This is a genomic window from Streptomyces sp. NPDC015127, from assembly GCF_043080095.1.
In the GTDB taxonomy this organism is placed as follows: domain Bacteria; phylum Actinomycetota; class Actinomycetes; order Streptomycetales; family Streptomycetaceae; genus Streptomyces.
This window is the reverse complement of sequence record NZ_JBIBVE010000005.1, coordinates 82322-99187: the sequence shown is the minus strand read 5'-3', so window position 1 is coordinate 99187 and position 16866 is coordinate 82322. Positions and strand designations below refer to the sequence as shown.

At 70.3% G+C, this 16866-nt stretch carries 16 protein-coding genes; 6 read left to right on the top strand and 10 right to left on the bottom strand.

Annotated elements, in window-relative coordinates:
• Window positions 1-23: 23 nt before the first annotated feature.
• Together ACF08N_RS11595 and ACF08N_RS11590 are read right to left on the bottom strand one after the other, a co-directional pair.
• Window positions 24-893 (bottom strand): universal stress protein, encoded by an 870-nt coding sequence (locus ACF08N_RS11595; RefSeq protein ID WP_392324409.1) that lies wholly within the window; start codon window positions 891-893, stop codon window positions 24-26.
• Between the two features lie 243 nt (window positions 894-1136).
• Window positions 1137-2876: a GAF domain-containing protein gene (locus ACF08N_RS11590; protein ID WP_392324408.1), complete on the bottom strand. Its 1740-nt coding sequence runs from the start codon at window positions 2874-2876 to the stop codon at window positions 1137-1139.
• Window positions 2877-3161: 285 nt separating this feature from the next.
• Here ACF08N_RS11590 and ACF08N_RS11585 point away from each other — a divergent pair, with 285 nt between their 5' ends.
• Window positions 3162-3854, top strand: coding sequence for a response regulator (locus ACF08N_RS11585; RefSeq protein WP_392324407.1), 693 nt, complete (start codon window positions 3162-3164; stop codon window positions 3852-3854).
• 284 nt (window positions 3855-4138) lie between these two features.
• Here ACF08N_RS11585 and ACF08N_RS11580 read toward each other — a convergent pair whose 3' ends face one another.
• Together ACF08N_RS11580 and ACF08N_RS11575 are read right to left on the bottom strand one after the other, a co-directional pair.
• Entirely contained in the window at window positions 4139-5206 is a 1068-nt protein-coding gene (locus ACF08N_RS11580; protein ID WP_392324406.1) for an alcohol dehydrogenase catalytic domain-containing protein, read from the bottom strand.
• 154 nt (window positions 5207-5360) lie between these two features.
• On the bottom strand, window positions 5361-6371 hold the full coding sequence (locus ACF08N_RS11575; protein WP_392324405.1) for a 2-hydroxyacid dehydrogenase: 1011 nt from the start codon (window positions 6369-6371) through the stop codon (window positions 5361-5363).
• Window positions 6372-6866: 495 nt separating this feature from the next.
• Between ACF08N_RS11575 and ACF08N_RS11570 the strand changes: the two genes are divergently transcribed.
• The 5 genes from ACF08N_RS11570 (at window position 6867) to ACF08N_RS11550 (ending at window position 11827) form a co-directional block, all read left to right on the top strand.
• A complete protein-coding gene (locus tag ACF08N_RS11570; RefSeq protein ID WP_392324404.1) occupies window positions 6867-8243 on the top strand; it encodes a wax ester/triacylglycerol synthase family O-acyltransferase in 1377 nt (458 codons plus the stop codon).
• Window positions 8244-8336: 93 nt separating this feature from the next.
• Window positions 8337-8483, top strand: a complete 147-nt coding sequence (locus tag ACF08N_RS11565) for a hypothetical protein (protein WP_392324679.1) — start codon at window positions 8337-8339, stop codon at window positions 8481-8483.
• A gap of 533 nt (window positions 8484-9016) precedes the next feature.
• Window positions 9017-10516 carry a DUF2252 domain-containing protein gene (locus tag ACF08N_RS11560; RefSeq protein WP_392324403.1) on the top strand — a complete coding sequence of 500 codons (1500 nt, stop codon included), beginning with the start codon at window positions 9017-9019 and terminating at the stop codon, window positions 10514-10516.
• 55 nt (window positions 10517-10571) lie between these two features.
• Complete coding sequence (locus ACF08N_RS11555) at window positions 10572-11417, top strand: hypothetical protein (RefSeq protein WP_392324402.1); 846 nt, start codon at window positions 10572-10574, stop codon at window positions 11415-11417.
• 65 nt (window positions 11418-11482) lie between these two features.
• A complete protein-coding gene (locus ACF08N_RS11550; RefSeq protein WP_392324401.1) occupies window positions 11483-11827 on the top strand; it encodes a rhodanese-like domain-containing protein in 345 nt (114 codons plus the stop codon).
• A 113-nt stretch (window positions 11828-11940) separates the two neighbouring features.
• On the opposite strand, the gene ACF08N_RS11545 is transcribed toward ACF08N_RS11550, so the two are convergent.
• From ACF08N_RS11545 to paaA, 6 genes are all read right to left on the bottom strand, one after another.
• A complete protein-coding gene (locus ACF08N_RS11545; protein ID WP_392324678.1) occupies window positions 11941-13110 on the bottom strand; it encodes an acyl-CoA dehydrogenase family protein in 1170 nt (389 codons plus the stop codon).
• Between the two features lie 135 nt (window positions 13111-13245).
• Window positions 13246-14301 (bottom strand): 2Fe-2S iron-sulfur cluster-binding protein, encoded by a 1056-nt coding sequence (locus tag ACF08N_RS11540; protein WP_392324400.1) that lies wholly within the window; start codon window positions 14299-14301, stop codon window positions 13246-13248.
• Window positions 14302-14820, bottom strand: a complete 519-nt coding sequence (gene paaD, locus ACF08N_RS11535) for a 1,2-phenylacetyl-CoA epoxidase subunit PaaD (protein ID WP_392324399.1) — start codon at window positions 14818-14820, stop codon at window positions 14302-14304.
• The gene (gene paaC / locus ACF08N_RS11530) at window positions 14814-15533 is read right to left on the bottom strand and encodes a 1,2-phenylacetyl-CoA epoxidase subunit PaaC (protein ID WP_392324398.1); all 720 of its coding nucleotides are present in this window, start codon (window positions 15531-15533) and stop codon (window positions 14814-14816) included. Before paaC ends, paaD begins: the two co-directional genes overlap by 7 nt.
• A complete protein-coding gene (gene paaB, locus ACF08N_RS11525) occupies window positions 15530-15820 on the bottom strand; it encodes a 1,2-phenylacetyl-CoA epoxidase subunit PaaB (protein ID WP_392324397.1) in 291 nt (96 codons plus the stop codon). Before paaB ends, paaC begins: the two co-directional genes overlap by 4 nt.
• A complete protein-coding gene (gene paaA / locus ACF08N_RS11520; protein WP_392324396.1) occupies window positions 15817-16788 on the bottom strand; it encodes a 1,2-phenylacetyl-CoA epoxidase subunit PaaA in 972 nt (323 codons plus the stop codon). The genes paaB and paaA overlap by 4 nt, the downstream gene beginning before the upstream one ends.
• Window positions 16789-16866 lie beyond the last annotated feature (78 nt).

Genomic DNA, 16866 nt, shown 5'->3' with positions numbered 1-16866 from the left:
CGATGGACCCGTTCCATGCCTCGCTAGACGTCCTGCGGAACCACGGCCACGGGGCAGGCGGCATGGTGGAGCACGGCGTGCCCGACCCTGCCCAGTTGCATACCGACTCGGCCCTTGCGCCGCCGCGCACCGACGACGAGCAGGTCTGCCGCAGCGGACCTGTTGGCCAGGATCTTGCCTGCCGGGCCCTCGATCGCGCTGCGCCGGATGAGCACTTGGGGGTGTGCGCGGGCACCGGCGGCCAGTGCCTCGTCGAGCAGGGTCTCCGCCCTGTCCCGGTAGCGGCGTGCGGGGTCGTCGAGGAGGTCGGCGCTCTCGTGCGCCGGGCACCGCCAGGCGCACACGGCATCCAGAACGGCACCTCGTACGGCCGCCTCATCGAAGGCGAACCGCATGGCCGTCGAGGCCGCGTCCATCGGCCCGACACCGAGCAGCACACGACGATGCTGTCCGGCAAGCGTGAACTCGTCCCCTCGCACGACGATCACTGGGCACTGAGCGCGTGCGGCCAGGGCCAGACTGACCGACCCCAACAGCAGGCCGGCGAACCCGCCCCGGCCCCGGGACCCTGTGATCAGGGCGGTGGCATGCCTGCTCTCCTCGAGCAAGGCCTGGACCGTGTCCTCGGACAGTACTTCCGTGGTGACCTTCACGTCGGGAGCGCGCAGCTGAGCACGGTGCTCTGCCGTCCCCGCGATGTTCTGGCCGAGTACGCGGGTGTCGGAGCGTCCTAGATTGGCCGCGAGCGCCGCCCCCTCGTAGCGTTCCCACATCGTGGCGTGGACCAGCCGCAGAGGCAGACCGAGCCGAGCGGCCTCATCGGCGGCCCAGTCGATGGCACGAAGGCTGGAATCCGACCCGTCGACGCCTACTACCAGGGGTGACTCTGTCATCGTCCCCACCGCCTTCACAGCGATTCCTGTTTCCGTTGTCACCGTCCCACCAGCGACAGCGAAACCGGTAGGGCCGGTCGGCCCCGCGCGGCGGCCACGCAGCCCCACGGCACCGGGCCATCCGCGTCGATGCAGGACCAGACCGGGATGATGAGAGACCGCACAGCACCGTACGGCCGCGATGCGAGCGCCCGCCGCAGCCGCGTGGCGTTCACAGTGAACGCGAGTACACGCCCCGCGGCCTCAGGCCGGCCTGGGGGCGGATTCGGGAGACGACAAGGGAACCCGCCACACCAGGCGCGTACCGCCGTGCGGCACGGGGCCGATATCCAGGCTGCCGTTCAGGGCCCGCGCTCGCTCGCGCAGGTTCTTCAGCCCACTGTGAGCTGCGCCCGGCGGGACTCCCACGCCGTCGTCCGTGACAGTCAGGCGCAGCTCGTCGGCTCCTACCTCTACTTGAACGTCTACCGTCCTCGCGCGGGCGTGACGGGCGACATTGCTCAGCGCTTCGACAAGGACGGCGACCAAATGCTGTCCGACCACGCCGTCGGTACGGGTGTCGAGCAACCCTTCGACCCTCAGAGCGGGCGAGAAGCCCAAGGAGGCGGCTGAATCCTGCACCGCCTTGACCACCGCGCCTCGCAGGGACTGCGCGGCCGCAGCTTCGGCCTCATGACTGCGCAACCCGAAAATGGTCGACCTGATGATCTTGATTGTGGCGTCGAGATCGTCCACCGCGCGCTGAAGCCGCTCTGTGGCCTGCGGATGGTCGATGAACCTCTGCGCGCTCTGCAAGGTCATGCCGGTGGCGAACAGCCGCTGAATGGCCAGATCGTGCAGATCGCGGGCGATACGGTCGCGATCCTCCAGCAGCGCCATTTCCTCGGCGTCGCTGCGTCGCTCCGCCAGCTCCATCGCCAACGCGGTCTGGCCGGCAAAGCTGATCAGGGGCGTCGACTCCGCTTCCGCGAACGGCGCCCCTGCCTCGTCCCTGGCCAGCAGGAGCACACCACGCACACCCTTGCCCGTCCCCAGGGGCACGGCGATGCCCGGACCGAGACCCGCCCACCGCGCGGCGTCGGTACTCGTGCTTTCCTCGCCCTCGAGATCGAGGGTGCTGATCGGTGCCTGGCCCTCGAACGCAGCCGCCACCAACCCTTCTCCCATCGGCAGCAGCGCACCTTTGTGCCGTTCGGCACCGTGCCCGGTGGCAATCGCGGTGCGCAGCCGTCCCGTGCCCTTGGCCGGTACCGTGATGAGGCCGAGATCCGACGGCACGATGGCCCGGGCGTGTTCAAGGATCAGCTCGAGCACCTGGGCGCGGGGCTTCCCGGACAGCAGTGCACTGGTGACCTCCGACCCCGCAGTCGACCAGCGTTCGCGGCGGCGTGCCTCCTCGTAGAGCCGCGCGTTCTCGATGGCGATGCCTGCGGCCACGGCCAGCGTGGAGACCACCGACTCGTCCTCGGCGTCGAACTCCGCGGCACCCCGCTTCTCGGTGAGGTACAGGTTGCCGAACACCTGCTGCCCCACCCGGATCGGCACTCCGAGGAACGAGCGCATCGGAGGATGGTTCGGCGGGAAGCCGTACGACACCGGATGCTTGGACAGATCCGCGAGCCGCAGAGGTGCCGGGTTGCGGATCAGCTCCCCCAGAAGCCCGTGGCCGCTGGGCAGGTCCCCGATGGCCGCCCACTGCTCATCCGAGACGCCGACGGGGATGAACTCGGAGAGCATCTGGTCCTCGCCGATCACGCCTAGCGCGCCGTACTCGGCATCCACAAGCGCAGTGGCCGCTTCGATGATCCCCCGCAGTACCTGAGGGAGGTCCAGCCCGCGGCCCACCGACAGGACCGCTTCGAGCAGACCGTGCACCCGGTCCCGCATGCCGCGCACGGCCTCGATGCGGACCTGCACCTCCTCCAGCAGCTCGTCCAGCCGCAGTTTCGACGGCTGGCCGATGCCTTCCGGACCGACGCTCATCGTGCCTCCGAGGCAGGGGGAACGGCATCCCTCGCCCTCTCCACCGTAGGGCCAGGAGCCCTCGTGTGCCCTGCGCCTCGGCCGCCGTCTCAGGCTGCCGAGGTGCAGGGCACGCTGCCTCCGCCGTCCTGCCGGTGACGCGGCGGCCGGGAGGGGTTGGACGGGCACGGCCACAGGCCGATCGGCCTGCGGTGACGGTGACAGGGACAGGGACCGTTCGGCCCTGGCGGAAGTGAGTCGAGGGGGCCAGGATCGAATCATCGGCCCGATCCCCTGGGAGCAGAGATGACCGAGGTACCGGTCTTTTCCGCGCAGTCGCCCATCAGGGTCTTCCTCCTGGACGACCACGAAGTGGTGCGCCGAGGCGTGAGCGACCTGCTCGCCGACGAGCCGGACATGGAGGTGGTGGGCGAGGCCGCCTCCGCCGAGCAGGCGCTCGCCCGAGGGCCGGCACTGCGCCCGCACGTCGCCGTCCTCGACGTCCGTCTCCCGGACGGCGACGGCATCACGGTGTGCCGCGAGCTCCGCAACCGCATGCCCAGCCTCGCATGCCTGATGCTGACGTCCTTCGACGACGAAGACGCCCTGCTCGACGCGATCATGGCGGGAGCCGCCGGCTACGTGCTGAAGCAGATCAAGGGCACCGACCTGATGGCGGCGATCCGCACCGTCGCAACCGGTCAGTCCATGCTGGATCCTGCGACCACCGCTCGGCTGATGAACTCACTGCGAGGCCCGGCCACGCCCCCGTACGAAGAGGATGCGCGGCTGGCCGTCCTGTCGGAGCGGGAACGCGCTGTCCTGGACTTGGTGGGTGAAGGCCTGACCAACAGCCAGATCGGCAAGCGCCTGTACCTGTCGGAGAAGACGGTGAAGAACCACATCTCACGACTGCTGTCGAAACTCGGTGTCGAGCGGCGAGTGCAGGCGGCGGTCATCGCTGCTCAGGTTCACGAACACGAAGAGCAGCAGCACTGAAACGCATCAGGCCTGGTCATCGCGACGCGGCGAAGAGGGCCCCATCCGCTTCTCGCGGATCCTGATCGCACGGTGCACGGCTCGTACGTCCGCTTCCCCGTGTCCTTGAGGGCCCTCCTCGTCACTTCCAGAGAACCACGCCGCGTCAGCCGCCACCAGGGCCGACAGGCCCCCATACGTGCCGTCCGGCACCGCCGGACGGCCAGGTGACGGGCCAGGTGCTCGCAGCCGCTGCCCCTGAAGGCGGTGCAGCCGGCAGCACCGGCCTTGATGCGCCGACCTGCCTAGGCAGGCAGGGCGACAGCGTCGTGCTGCGGCCCACCAAGCACGACCTTGAGCGCACCCGTGTCCGCCGCACGCGAGAAGACGTCGTACGCCTCCTCCATCTGCCCCATCTCGAAACGGTGGGTGACCAGCTCGGACGAAGGCAGCCGGCCAGCCGCCAGCATGCCCAGCAGCAGGGGGGTGCTGTACGTGTCGACGAGGCCGGTCGTGATGGTCACGTCCTTGATCCACAGGTCCTCGAGGTGCAACGTCGCGGGTTTGCCGTGGACACCGACATTGGCCACCCGCCCGCCGGGGCGGACCATGCGGGTGCACATCTCGAATGCCTCCGGCACGCCGACCGCCTCCACGACCACGTCTGCGCCCAGGCCTTCGGTGAGATCCTCGACCAGACTCTCGGGACCCTCGGCCGCGTTGACCGTGGCGTCCGCTCCGATGGCCTGCGCAGCCGCCAGCCGGGCCTCGGCAAGGTCGACGGCGATGATCCGGCCGGGTGTGAACAGCTTGGCGGTCGCGATGGTGGCCAGACCGATCGGCCCTGCACCGACCACGACGAGTGTGTCGCCGGGCTGTACTCGGCCGTTGAGGACACCTACCTCGTACGCCGTGGGGAAGATGTCGGCGAGCAGCACCGCGTCGTCGCTGTTGACGGCGCTCGGGAGCGGGTGCACCGAGAGGTCGGCGAACGGTACGCGCACGTACTCGGCCTGTGTGCCGTCGATCAAGTGGCCCAGGACCCAGCCGCCTCCCTCCCGGCACTGGCCGTAGTGATTCTCGCGGCAGAAGCGGCACCGCCCGCATGCGGAGATGCAGGACACCAGTACACGGTCGCCAGGACGCACGGTGCGCACGTCGCTGCCGACTTCCACGACCTCGCCCACCGCCTCATGTCCGAGGATCCGGCCGGGGGCCACCTCGGGGACGTCTCCCTTGATGATGTGCAGGTCCGTGCCGCAGATGGTCACGGCATCGACGCGGACCACGGCGTCCGCGGCGTCTTCGATGTCCGGGTCGGGGACGTCCTGCCAGGACGTCTGCCCCGGGCCTTGAAACACGAGTGCCTTCATGATATAGGCCTTCCTTCCGTGTCGGCAGGCGATGGTCCCCTTCCGGGGGCCCACCGCCAGCGTCTCTCAGCCCGGTCCACAGCCGCTTGGGCCGAATGACCCCGGCCGGGCCTCTCGCCCCGTACAAGCGCCGGTTTGCATCCCAAGTGGTCGGTCAGCCGCGAGCCGGTACCAAGGTGTTCGGTCCGCTGCGCCGGTCGAGGTGGTCCCGTACGTTCTGCACGGTGGCCGCGACGATCTGACCGACCGCGTCCTGCGTGAAGAATGCCTGGTGGGAAGTGACAACGACGTTGTTGAAGGTCATGAGCCGTGCGAGTGCGTCGTCCGTCATCACCTCCAGCGACTTGTCGAGGTGGAACCAGGCGGCCTCCTCCTCGTAGACATCGAGACCTACCCCGTCGAGCCGCCCCGCGCGGAGCGTCGCGATCAGGGCATCAGTGTCGACGAGGCCGCCGCGGCTCGAGTTGACGAGGATCGCATCGTCCTTCATCCGGGCGAGCGCGTCCTCGTTGACGATGTGGTGCGTCTCCGGCAGCAGCGGCACATGGAGGCTAATCAGATCGGATTCGGCGAACAGTTGCTCCGGAGCGACGTAGCGCATGCCGAGCGCCAGGCATTCCGGGTTCTTGTCAATGTCGTGACCGAGCAGGCGCATGCCGAAGCCGCGAGCAATGCGAGCGAAGGCGGTGCCGATCTTCCCGGTGCCGAGAATCCCGGCAGTTCGGCTGTGGAAGTCACGCCCCATCAGCCCGTCGAGGCGGAAGTCGAATTCGCGCGCACGGATCACGGCGCGGACGATCCGTCGATTGACCGTCAGGGCCAGTGCCCAGGCGAATTCGGCAACCGATTCGGGGGAGTAGTACGAGACGCGGGAGACAGCCAGACCGCAGTCACCGGCGGCACGCAGGTCGATGTTGTTGTAACCGGTCGAGCGCTGGGCGATGAGCCGGGTGCCGCCGGCCGCGAGGGCACCGAGAACCTCGGCGTCGAGGGTGTCGTTCACGCTGGTCAGTACAGACTCGTAGCCAGAGGCGATCGGTACGGTGTCCTTGTCGAGGAACAGTTCCAGGCAACGCAGGGTGTGAGCACCCTCGAACGCCTCGTTGAACGCCGACTCCAGGTAATTGCGCTCGTCGGCGAGCACTCCGTAGGCGATGATCTGCACTGGTTCCTCCCGGCTTCGGGTGACTGCTCCCACCATCTCTCCACGCACCGCGGCTCACCGCTCCGGGACACACCGCCCCGCCTCTGCAGGAGGGGTGCCGGCTGTTCGCCGTGTGGAGCGTCGTCGTCCTGGACGGCCAGATGTCAGCGCGAAGTGGACGGCGGGAGTTCGTGCAGATCGAAGAATTCGGAGATACGGCGCGGGCCCATGGCGGGTGGCGCATGGACCGTCGGTCGTGAGGAACGACGGCGACAGGGGCAGGCTGGACTGGGCTCCCTGGAGGGCGGGGAGCGAGCGGGCGATCAACAAGTTGAAAGACCTTCCGCACAATCGCGATCAGGTTCGACAAACGCGGCTCCGTCTACCTCGGTCCCGTCGACGCAGCCGCGCTCGTCTCCGACTCCTTTCGTGATCAACCAGGCAGAACCTGGTACCTGGGGTGCAACAGCGGGAGACTGTTCTGGCAGGCACAGGCCTTGGGTGACGGTGATGGTCATGGAGAGGTTGAACCCGCAGGACCTCATGCTGCTCTGGCCGGACGATCTCGGCTGGCCCGAGGAGATCGGCGCTCTCGCCATTCTCGACGGCGCCGGGCTGCTCGATCCAGACGGCCGCTTTCGGATCGAAACCGTGCGCGAGGTGATAGGAAGCCGCCTTCCTCTGGTCCCTCGGTTCCGCCAGCTGCTGTATGCGCCTCGACGCGGGCTGGGGTGGCCGCTGTGGGTCGATGCCCAATCCTTCGATCTCACCGAGCACGTCCGGGTTCTCCCCCTCACCGCTCCTGCCGATGAGGATCAGCTTCTTCTCGCTGTGGAGCAACTGCGCAGGCACCGACTGCGACGGTCACGACCGCTGTGGGAGATGTGGTTCCTGCCGGGTCTGCACGGGGACCTGGTCGGCATGTTCATCAGGATTCACCACACCATCGCCGACGGCGCGGCCGGGGTGGCCATGCTCGGCGCGTTTCTCGATCCGGACGCCGAGGCGCGGCCGACGCCGGCACCATCGTGGACGCCGGCGCCGATACCATCCAGCCGCTACCTGCTCGAGGACAATCTGCGTCGACGGGCCCAGGCGGCCAAGGAGGTGGTCTCGAAGCTCGGCCACCCGGTCACGACGCTGGGCCAGGTGCGAAGGACCTGGCCGGCGACGCGCGAGGTTTTCGTCAATGGGCGAGCGCCGCGCACCAGCCTCAACCGCCCGATCAGCCAACAACGCACGCTCACGGTCATCCGCGGCAGACTCGATGTCACCAGGCAGATCGCCCACGCACACGGCGCGAAACTGAACGACGTCCTGCTGTCAGCTGTCGCCGACGGCCTGCGGGATCTGCTGCGTGGTCGCCAGGAACGCGTTGAGGACGTGGCCCTGCGGGCCTTCGTACCTGTCTCGCTTCACGAGGAGGAACAGGGCCGGGCGCGCGGCAATCAGGACGGGATGATGTTCGTGCCGCTCCCGCTGGGCGTGACCGATCCTGGTCGACGGCTGCGGCTGATCGCCGCGGAGAGCGCCGAACGCAAGAAGAGGGTCTTTCGTCCTCCCGAAGGCGTACTCGCCCGGAATATCGCTCTCCAGCGGGCCATGGTGCGCAGCCTCGTCCGTCAGCGGCGGATGAACATCTACGTCGCCGACATCCCCGGGCCGCCGATGCCGCTGTACCTTGCCGGGGCACAGTTGCTCGAAGTATTCCCGGTGGTTCCGATCATCGGGAACGTCACGCTTGGCATCGCCGCGCTCACCTACGCGGGGCAGTTCAACGTCTCTGTGGTCGCTGACGCGAAAGCATGCCCCGACGTTGATGTCTTCGCCGAGAGCTTGCGCAACTCTCTGGAAGCACTGAGCCCTTTCCGACCTCATGCCGACGCGAGATGACGTGCGGGACAGTTTTCTGGGGCCTGAGCACCAATCCCGATCAGCAGCGGTAGCCGGTGATCGGCATCGTCGCACCGCTCGGCAGGTCCCGTCCTGGACCACTGTCAGACCCTTCACCTGGACCCCGGACTGCTGACGCGCCGCACCTGGTTTCGCCGCGAGGGGCGAGTGCTGTTTGTACGGCAGCAGCGACTGGTGCACATGGCCGATCCGCACGACCGAAGAGGGACGACCGGCTGACCTGGGCGGCGGGAAATGATCTACATATCCTCGGGAAACGATCTCCGGCGACTGTGCGCGGACCCTGGTCAGGCCTTTTCGTCGGTTCCCCACCATCGGAGACGGGTCTCCACCGGACGAAAGTCCCGGTGGGGGCCCGTTTCTCGTTGCTCCACCAGCCCCGGCTGCCCTCGTGGCGCCGGGGCTGTGGTGTGTGGGGCGTGTGGATCGAGGCTCGGTGGCGTGCCTCACGGGAGCGGGAGCGGGGCAGGGCGGCGCGGTGCGGCGCGGCGGCGGGAGGCGGGGACGAAGGCGGCCTCGGTCCCCGCCGACCGGAAGGCCCCTTACCGGACGCCCGCTGAGACTCTCGGACACGAGGCTGGGTTACCGGACGCCGGCTGAGCCTCTCGGACACCGCGCCGGGCGCCTTCGTCCCCCCCGGCCCGCCCTGTGGACAGGGTTTTCCACAGGGGCAGACGGCTGTTGCGGCCCGGCGGTACGGTCAGGGCAGTTGATGTTGGTCGAGGGCGTACGACGCCGGGGGAGGCAGCGGCATGGACGAGGCCGGGGTGGTGGTGCCGGCGCAGCGGCCGGAAGCCGGGGCGGTCGGCGGGGCGGGCGGGGTCGCCGGCGGGCGCATTCCGGAGGTGCCCGGATTCGCGCCGCGTACGGCGGGCAAGGGGCGGGTGGCCGGCGAGGCAGGCGGTTCCCCGAAGGACGTGGGCAAGGCGCTGCGGGCGCGCGTGCCGCGGTCCGGGCACGATGCGCTCGTCCTCACGGCGGGGCGGCCCGACGCGGTGCGGGCGGTGGAGGAGTCCAGCCGGGGCCGTGTGCCCGAGCTCACTCCCATACGGGTGGGACGGATGGCGGCCTCGCCGTTCGCCTTCCTGCGCGGCTCGGCCGGGCTGATGGCGCACGATCTGGTGGGCACTCCCGTCACCGGGGTCGGCGCCCAGATCTGCGGCGACGCGCACGCCGCGAACTTCGGGCTCTACGGGGATGCCCGCGGGCGTCTCGTCATTGACCTCAACGACTTCGACGAGACCGTCGTCGGCCCCTGGGAGTGGGACGTCAAGCGGCTGGCGGTGTCGCTGGTGCTGGCCGGCCGGGTGGCGGGGGCGGACGAGGACGTCTGCCGGGCTGCGGCCTTCGATGCCGTCGGCGCCTACCGCCGCACCATGCGGCTGCTGGCGAAGCTGCCGGCGCTGGACGCGTGGAACGCGATCGCCGACGAGGAGCTCGTCTCGCACACTGACGCGCGCGATCTGCTCGGCACCCTGGAGCGGGTCGCCGCCAAGGCCCGCAACAACACCAGCGCCCGTTTCGCCGCGAAGTCCACGGAGGCGGTCACGGGCGGGGGCGGCGAGGTGGGCCACCGCTTCGTGGACGCGCCGCCGGTGCTGCGGCGGGTGCCGGACGAGGAGGCGTCGGCGGTCGCCGCGTCCCTCGGCCCGTACCTGGCCACGGTCTCCGAGGACCGGCTGCCGCTGCTCGCGCGGTACGCGATCCACGACGTCGCCTTCCGCGTCGTGGGCACCGGGAGCGTCGGCACACGCTCGTACGTGGTGCTGCTGCTCGATCACCGGGGCGATCCGCTGATCCTCCAGGTGAAGGAGGCGCGGGCCTCGGCGCTGGATCCGTATCTGCGTACTGTCGGCTTCCCGGTGCGGCCGGTGGAGCACGAAGGACGGCGTGTGGTGCTCGGACAGAAGCGCATGCAGGTCGTCAGCGACATCCTGCTCGGCTGGACGACGGTGGACGGCCGGCCGTTCCAGGTGCGGCAGTTCCGCAACCGCAAGGGCAGCGTGGATCCCGCCGCCCTGGCACCTGACCAGGTCGACGACTACGGCCGGATGACCGGCGCGCTGCTGGCGCGCGCGCACGCCCACAGCGCCGATCCGCGGCTCCTGGCCGGCTACTGCGGCAAGAGCGAGGAGTTCGACGAGGCCGTGGCGTCCTTCGCCGTCACATACGCGGACCGGACCGAGGCGGATCACGCGGACCTGCTGGCCGCGGTCAAGAGCGGACGGATAGCCGCCGAGCTGGGGGTGTGACCGGGCCGGCCGTGGGGTGTGACCGGGCGGGCCCTCGCGCCCGTAGGCTGGACGGGTGACCCAGGAAGCCGCCGGGGGACCGACCACCCGGAACGACGAAGAGCGCGACGCGCACCAGGACGCACAGCCGAGGCCCGAGGCCCGGCTTGCGCAGGCGGTGCGTGTGGCCGAGCAGGCGCTGATCGAGTTCGAGATCGCGCTGGAGACGTTCCGGGTGGAAGTCGAGAACTTCTCCCGGTTGCACCACCAGAAGCTCGGGCCGATGTACGCGCGGCTGGACGAGCTGGACGCCCGGATCGCCGAGGCCCGGGCGGCGCGCAGCGGCGACCCGGAGGATCTGCGCAAAGCGCAGGAGGCCCGGGCCATGGTGATGCCGATGCCCGGCGTCGACGAGCTGTTCCACGACTGGATGGACAGCGACGGCCTGTCCCCCGAGGCCGCCGCGATGCTCACCGAGCAGCCGGTGCGCTCCCCGAAGCGGGTCCGGCCCAGTGAAGAGGCGCGCAAGCTCTACCGGGAGCTCGCCCGCAAGGCACATCCCGACCTGGCGCAGGACGAGACGGAGCGGGCGCGGCGCGACGAGTTCATCGCCCGGGTGAATGCCGCCTACGGCCTCGGCGACGCGGCCCGGCTGCGGGAGCTGGCCGAGGAGTGGGAGGCCGGGCCGGTGACGCCCGAGCTGCAGCTCAGCGAGAGCGAGGAGCTCTACGCGCGCCTGGAGTGGCTCTCGCAGCGCAAGGAGCTGCTCACCGCGGTCGCCAAGGAGCTGGAGGACAGTGCCATCGGCGCGATGCTGCGGATGGCGCCCGACGATCCGGACGCGCTGCTCGACGAGATCGCCGAGCAGCTGCTCGCGCAGGTCGCCGAGCGGGAGAAGGAACTGGCCGGCCTGGTGGAGTAGTTTTCCAGAGGCCCCCCAGGCGGCCGGCCCGGCTGCCGTGTACATACGAGAGAAGGCATTCCCCCATGAACTTCGCCCCGCTGCCCTCCGTGGATGCCGCCGCGGTACCGGCCGACGGTCTGGTGCTGGACGTCCGTGAGGCCGACGAGTGGGCGGCCGGGCATGTCGAGGGTGCGCTGCACGTCCCGATGAGCGACTTCGTCGCCCGCTTCGGCGAGGTGACCGAGGCGGTGGCGGACGGGCGCCGCGCCTTTGTGATGTGCCGGGTCGGCGGCCGTTCCGCCCAGGTGACCCAGTACCTGGTGCAGCAGGGCATCGACGCGGTGAACGTCGACGGCGGCATGCTCGCCTGGGACGGCGCGGGCCGCCCGATGGTGACCGAGAACGGCGAGCCCGCCTTCGTGCTCTGATCCCGGCCGGGCGGCCGGCGCGAGAGGGGGCCGTCACGCGCGTGCGGCCGGCCCTGGGCCGTGTCCAGGAGCCTCTTGGCCGAGCGGCAGCTCCCTGGGCCCTGGTCAGGCCGCTAGCCGAGCGGATGGGCGGCGAGCAGATCGCCGAGGGCCTCTTCGTGGGCTGCGGCAGGGCCGAGGGAGAGTTCCAGCTGCTTGGCCCAGGCATGGAAGCGGTGGAGTGGATAATCGGTGTCCGCGCCGAAGCCGCCGTGGAGATGCTGGGCTGTCTGCACCACGCGGCGCACCCCATCGGACGCCCAGATCTTGGCCACGGCAACGTCGCCCGCAACGGGCAGAGCGCCGGTGGACGCCGCACCCGATGTCCCGGTCTCTTCCGGCTCGGTCAGACGCCAGGCGGCCTGCCACAGGGTGGCCTCCATGGCGCGCAGGTCGATGTAGCGGTCGGCCGCCTGGACGGCGACCGCCTGGAAGGTCGCCAGGGGATGGCCGAACTGTTCGCGCTTCGCCGTGTAGCGGCTCGTCATGGCAAGGACCGCTTCGCCGAGGCCCAGCGCCAGCGCGCACGTGCCCGTCGCCAGGAGCTGACGCAGCCATTCCCACACGCCCTCCCCGTCGATGACGGTGGAGCCGTCGGCGCGTACGGAGTCCAGAGTGATCTCGGCGAACCGTTCGCCGCTGGTGGAGACCTGCTCGGCGAGCGTGAGCCCCGCGGCGCCCCGGGGGACCAGAGCGAACAGCGCGCGGCCGTCGTCGGTGTGCGCGGGCACGGCGATACGGTCCGCGCACTGGGCCCAGGGCACGCCCGTCTGCACGCCGTCGAGGACCCAGCCGCCGCTCGACGGCGCGTCCCGGTGCGCGGTCACGGCGAGCTCGGCGGGGTCATGGCCGGTGCGGCCGTTCGCCCCGACGGTCAGAACCAGCTCGCCGCGGCCGACCCGGGGGAGGATCTCGGCGCGCAGCGCGGGGCTGCCGTGGCGGGCGACCGCCATGGCGACCGCGCTCGTCTCCAGCAGGGGCACCCTGGCCAGCACCTTCGCCGACTCGCGGAGCACCAGGCACAGGGCGATCGGGTCCAGCCCCGCTCCGCCGTGCTCCGGCGGCAGGACCAGGCCGAGCAGGTCCGCCCGCGCGAGGTCGGCCCACAAGGGGCGGTCGATGTCGTCGGACACCGCGCCCGGGGTCAGAGCGGGACTCGGCACCGCGTCGGGTGCCACGCCCGACAGTACGGCCCGGGCGGCCTCCACGGCCGCCTGCTGCTCCTCGGTGAAGGTGAAGTCCACTGTCCCGTCCTCCCGCACGCACACCAGCGCAACGGCACCGGCAGAGGCCATATCTGACGGGTCGTCAAGATAGGGCACCGTGCCGGAAATGAACACAGCGTGTGCGAGCGGGATTCCGGGACCGGAGGTGCCGCGTCAGCGGTCGAAGTCCAACTCCACCTTTGCTGTGGCCGGATGGGACTGGCAGGCGAGCACATAGCCCGCCTCGGTCTCCTCCGGCTCCAGCGCGAAGTTGCGGTCCATGCGAACCTCTCCGGAGACGAGGAAGGCGCGGCAGGTGCCGCAGACGCCGCCCTTGCAGGCGTACGGAGCGTCCGCACGGCGGCGCAGCACGGTCTCCAGCAGCGACTCGCCTTCCTGCACCGGCCATGTGCCGGACCGGCCGTCGAGCGTCGCCGTCAGCGACGCGTGGGCGGGTGCCGCCACCGGAGCGGCAGCGGGGGCAGAGCCGTCGTCGACATGGAAGATCTCCTGATGGATGCGCCCGCGGTCCACCCCGAGCGCGCGCAGGGCCCGCTCGGCGCCCTGCACGAGACCGAAGGGCCCGCACAGGAACCAGCCGTCCACGTCCGCCACCGGCAGCAGCGCCGGCAGGAGAGCCGTCAGCCGCTCCCGGCCCAGCCGTCCGGACGGCAGACCCGCCTGCTGCTCCTCCCGGGAGAGGACGGTGACCAGCTGGAAGCGGTCCGGGAAGCGGTCCTTCAGGTCGGCGACCTCCTCGATGAACATCGTCGACGCCGCCGTACGGTCGCTGCGGATCAGACAGAACCGGGCGTCCGGCTCCGCGGCGAGCAGTGTCGCCGCCATGGACAGGACCGGGGTGATGCCGCTGCCGCCGACCACCGCGGCGAAGTGCCCGGGGCGGGGGGGCAGGAGGAACCTGCCCATCGGAGGCATGACCTCGACGATGTCGCCGACGGCCAGCTCCTTGAGGGCGTACGTCGAGAACTCGCCTCCGTCGACCAGGCGAATGCCCACACGCAGCACTGGGACGTCGCCATCGAGGGCGGCCGGTGCGCAGATCGAGTACGTACGCCGGATCTCCTGGCCGTCCACGAACCGGCGCACGGCCAGGTGCTGACCCGGGGTGTGGCGGAAGGTCTCGTGCAGCTCGGGCGGCACCTCGAAGGTGACGGCCACCGAGTCGTCGGTGAGCTGCTCGACGGCGCCGACCCGGAGCGGATGGAACATCTACAGCTCCTTGAAGTGGTCGAAAGGTTCGCGGCAGGAGACGCAACGGCGCAGGGCCTTGCACGCCGTCGAGGAGAACCGGCTCAGCAGCTCGGTCTCGGTCGACCCGCAGTGCGGACAGCGCACGGCGAGCGTCAGCTGCACCGGTCCCTCGGCCCGGTGGGGGCGGGGCGGCGCTATGCCGAACTCGCTGAGCTTGCGCCGCCCTTCCGCACTGATGTCGTCCGTCGACCAGGCCGGGGAGAGCACCTTGACGACCGAGACGTCCGCCATCCCGTGGTCGTGCAGCACGCGCTCGATGTCCGCGGTCATCGCCTCGATGGCCGGGCAGCCCGTGTAGGTCGGGGTCAGCTCGACCTCGACCCGGTCCGGGCCGACCACGTGGACGCCGCGGAGCACTCCGAGCTCCTCAAGGGTCAGCACCGGCAGCTCGGGGTCGGGAACGGAGCCGGCCAGTCTGCGCAGCTCCGCCTCCAGCGCTGTCTCACCGATGGGTCGTTCCTGTGTCCTGGTCACCATGACGCCCCCGGGTGGCTCCGGCGCAGATGTTGCATCTCGGCGAGCATCCGGCCGAACGGCTCGGTGTGCAGGCCCTGGCGCCCCGCCCCCGCCGACCAGGCGCCCTTGCGCGGCCCGTCCGGCACGGTCAGCGTCGCCTGCTTGAGCACGCCGGTGACGTACTCCAGCCAGACCGACTCCAGCGCCTCCCACTCGATGTCCAGCCCCTCGACCGGCTGGAACATCTCGCCGGTGAACCGCCACAGGGCATTGCACCCCGCCTGCATGCGCTCGTGGCTCTCCGCGGTCCCGTCTCCCAGGCGCGCGACCCAGTGCTCGGCGTGGTCGCGGTGGTACGCGACCTCCTTGACCGCCTTCGCGGCGAGGCCGGCGAAGGGGCCCTCACCGGCGGCGAGCGCCTCGTAGAGCAGGCGCTGGTAGCCGGAGAAGTAGAGCTGGCGGGCGATGGTGTGGGCGAAGTCGCCGTTCGGCTGCTCGACGAGCTGGAGGTTGCGGAACTCGCGCTCCTCGCGCAGGTAGGCGAGCTCGTCCTCGTCCCCGACGAGGGAGAGCAGCACCCGGGCCTGGCCCAGTAGGTCGAGGGCGATGTTGGCGAGGGCAACCTCCTCCTCGAGGACCGGAGCGTGGCCGGCCCACTCCCCCAACCGGTGCGAGAGCACCAGGGCGTCGTCGCCGAGCGCCAGGGCGGCGGTGTGCACGGGGGCGCTGCTCACAGGTGCTTCACCCCTTCGGGGATCTCGTAGAAGGTCGGGTGGCGGTAGGGCTTGTCGGCGGCCGGGTCGAAGAAGGGGTCCTTCTCGTCCGGCGAGGACGCGGTGATCGCGGTGGAGGGCACCACCCAGATCGAGACGCCTTCGCTGCGCCGGGTGTAGAGGTCGCGTGCGTTCCTCAGGGCCATTTCGGCGTCCGGGGCGTGCAGGCTGCCCGCGTGCGTGTGGGACAGGCCGCGGCGCGAGCGCACGAAGACTTCCCACAGCGGCCAATCGGTCGAGCTGCTCATGCGGTCGCCTCCCCGGGCTCGGCGTGCGGTGCTGGTGATCTGTGCTTGTCGGCGTAGGCCGCGGCCGCTTCGCGGACCCAGGCGCCCGCCTCGTGTGCACGGCGGCGCTGGGTGATCCGCTGCTCGTTGCACGGGCCGTTGCCCTTGAGGACTTCCTGGAACTCCGACCAGTCGATCTCGCCGAAGTCGTGGTGGCCCCGCTCCTCGTTCCACCGGAGGTCCGGGTCGGGGAGCGTCAGGCCGAGCGCCTCCGCCTGCGGGACGCAGATGTCGACGAAGCGCTGGCGCAGCTCGTCGTTCGAATGACGCTTGATCTTCCAGGCCATGGACTGGGCCGAGTGTGCCGAGGCGTCGTCCGGCGGGCCGAACATCATCAGCGAGGGCCACCACCAGCGGTCCACCGCGTCCTGGGCCATGGCGTGCTGCTCCGGAGTGCCCTGGGACAGGGTGAGCAGCAGCTCGTAGCCCTGGCGCTGGTGGAAGGACTCCTCTTTGCAGATCCGGACCATCGCGCGGGCGTACGGACCGTAGGAGCAGCGGCAGAGGGGGACCTGATTGGTGATCGCGGCGCCGTCCACGAGCCAGCCGATGGCGCCGACATCCGCCCAGGTCAGGGTCGGGTAGTTGAAGATCGACGAGTACTTCTGGCGGCCCGTGTGGAGCTTGTCGAGCAGCTCGTCGCGGCTGGTGCCCAGCGTCTCGGCGGCGCTGTAGAGGTAGAGGCCGTGGCCGGCCTCGTCCTGGACCTTGGCCATCAGGATCGCCTTGCGGCGCAGCGAGGGCGCGCGGGTGATCCAGTTGGCCTCCGGCTGCATGCCGATGATTTCCGAGTGCGCGTGCTGGGCCATCTGGCGGACGAGCGAGGCCCGGTACGCGTCCGGCATCCAGTCGCGCGGCTCGATGCGCTCGTCGGCGGCCACGGCGGCGTCGAATGCCGCCTCGTACGCCTCCGGTGTCACTGTCGTCATCCGGGCCCCCTACCGACCGATCGTTCGGTTCATCGACTTCAATGGTGGGTCGGCGGCCCTTAGGGTGTCAACCCTGTG

Coding starts and splice junctions, on each gene's coding strand:
- ACF08N_RS11560 (WP_392324403.1), top strand. CDS start 9,017: ATGGACGAGGCCGGGGTGGTGGTGCCGGCGCAGCGGCCGGAAGCCGGG.
- paaA (WP_392324396.1), bottom strand. CDS start 16,788: ATGACGACAGTGACACCGGAGGCGTACGAGGCGGCATTCGACGCCGCC.
- ACF08N_RS11585 (WP_392324407.1), top strand. CDS start 3,162: ATGACCGAGGTACCGGTCTTTTCCGCGCAGTCGCCCATCAGGGTCTTC.
- paaB (WP_392324397.1), bottom strand. CDS start 15,820: ATGAGCAGCTCGACCGATTGGCCGCTGTGGGAAGTCTTCGTGCGCTCG.
- ACF08N_RS11595 (WP_392324409.1), bottom strand. CDS start 893: ATGACAGAGTCACCCCTGGTAGTAGGCGTCGACGGGTCGGATTCCAGC.
- ACF08N_RS11590 (WP_392324408.1), bottom strand. CDS start 2,876: ATGAGCGTCGGTCCGGAAGGCATCGGCCAGCCGTCGAAACTGCGGCTG.
- ACF08N_RS11580 (WP_392324406.1), bottom strand. CDS start 5,206: ATGAAGGCACTCGTGTTTCAAGGCCCGGGGCAGACGTCCTGGCAGGAC.
- ACF08N_RS11550 (WP_392324401.1), top strand. CDS start 11,483: ATGAACTTCGCCCCGCTGCCCTCCGTGGATGCCGCCGCGGTACCGGCC.
- paaD (WP_392324399.1), bottom strand. CDS start 14,820: ATGGTGACCAGGACACAGGAACGACCCATCGGTGAGACAGCGCTGGAG.
- ACF08N_RS11540 (WP_392324400.1), bottom strand. CDS start 14,301: ATGTTCCATCCGCTCCGGGTCGGCGCCGTCGAGCAGCTCACCGACGAC.
- ACF08N_RS11570 (WP_392324404.1), top strand. CDS start 6,867: ATGGAGAGGTTGAACCCGCAGGACCTCATGCTGCTCTGGCCGGACGAT.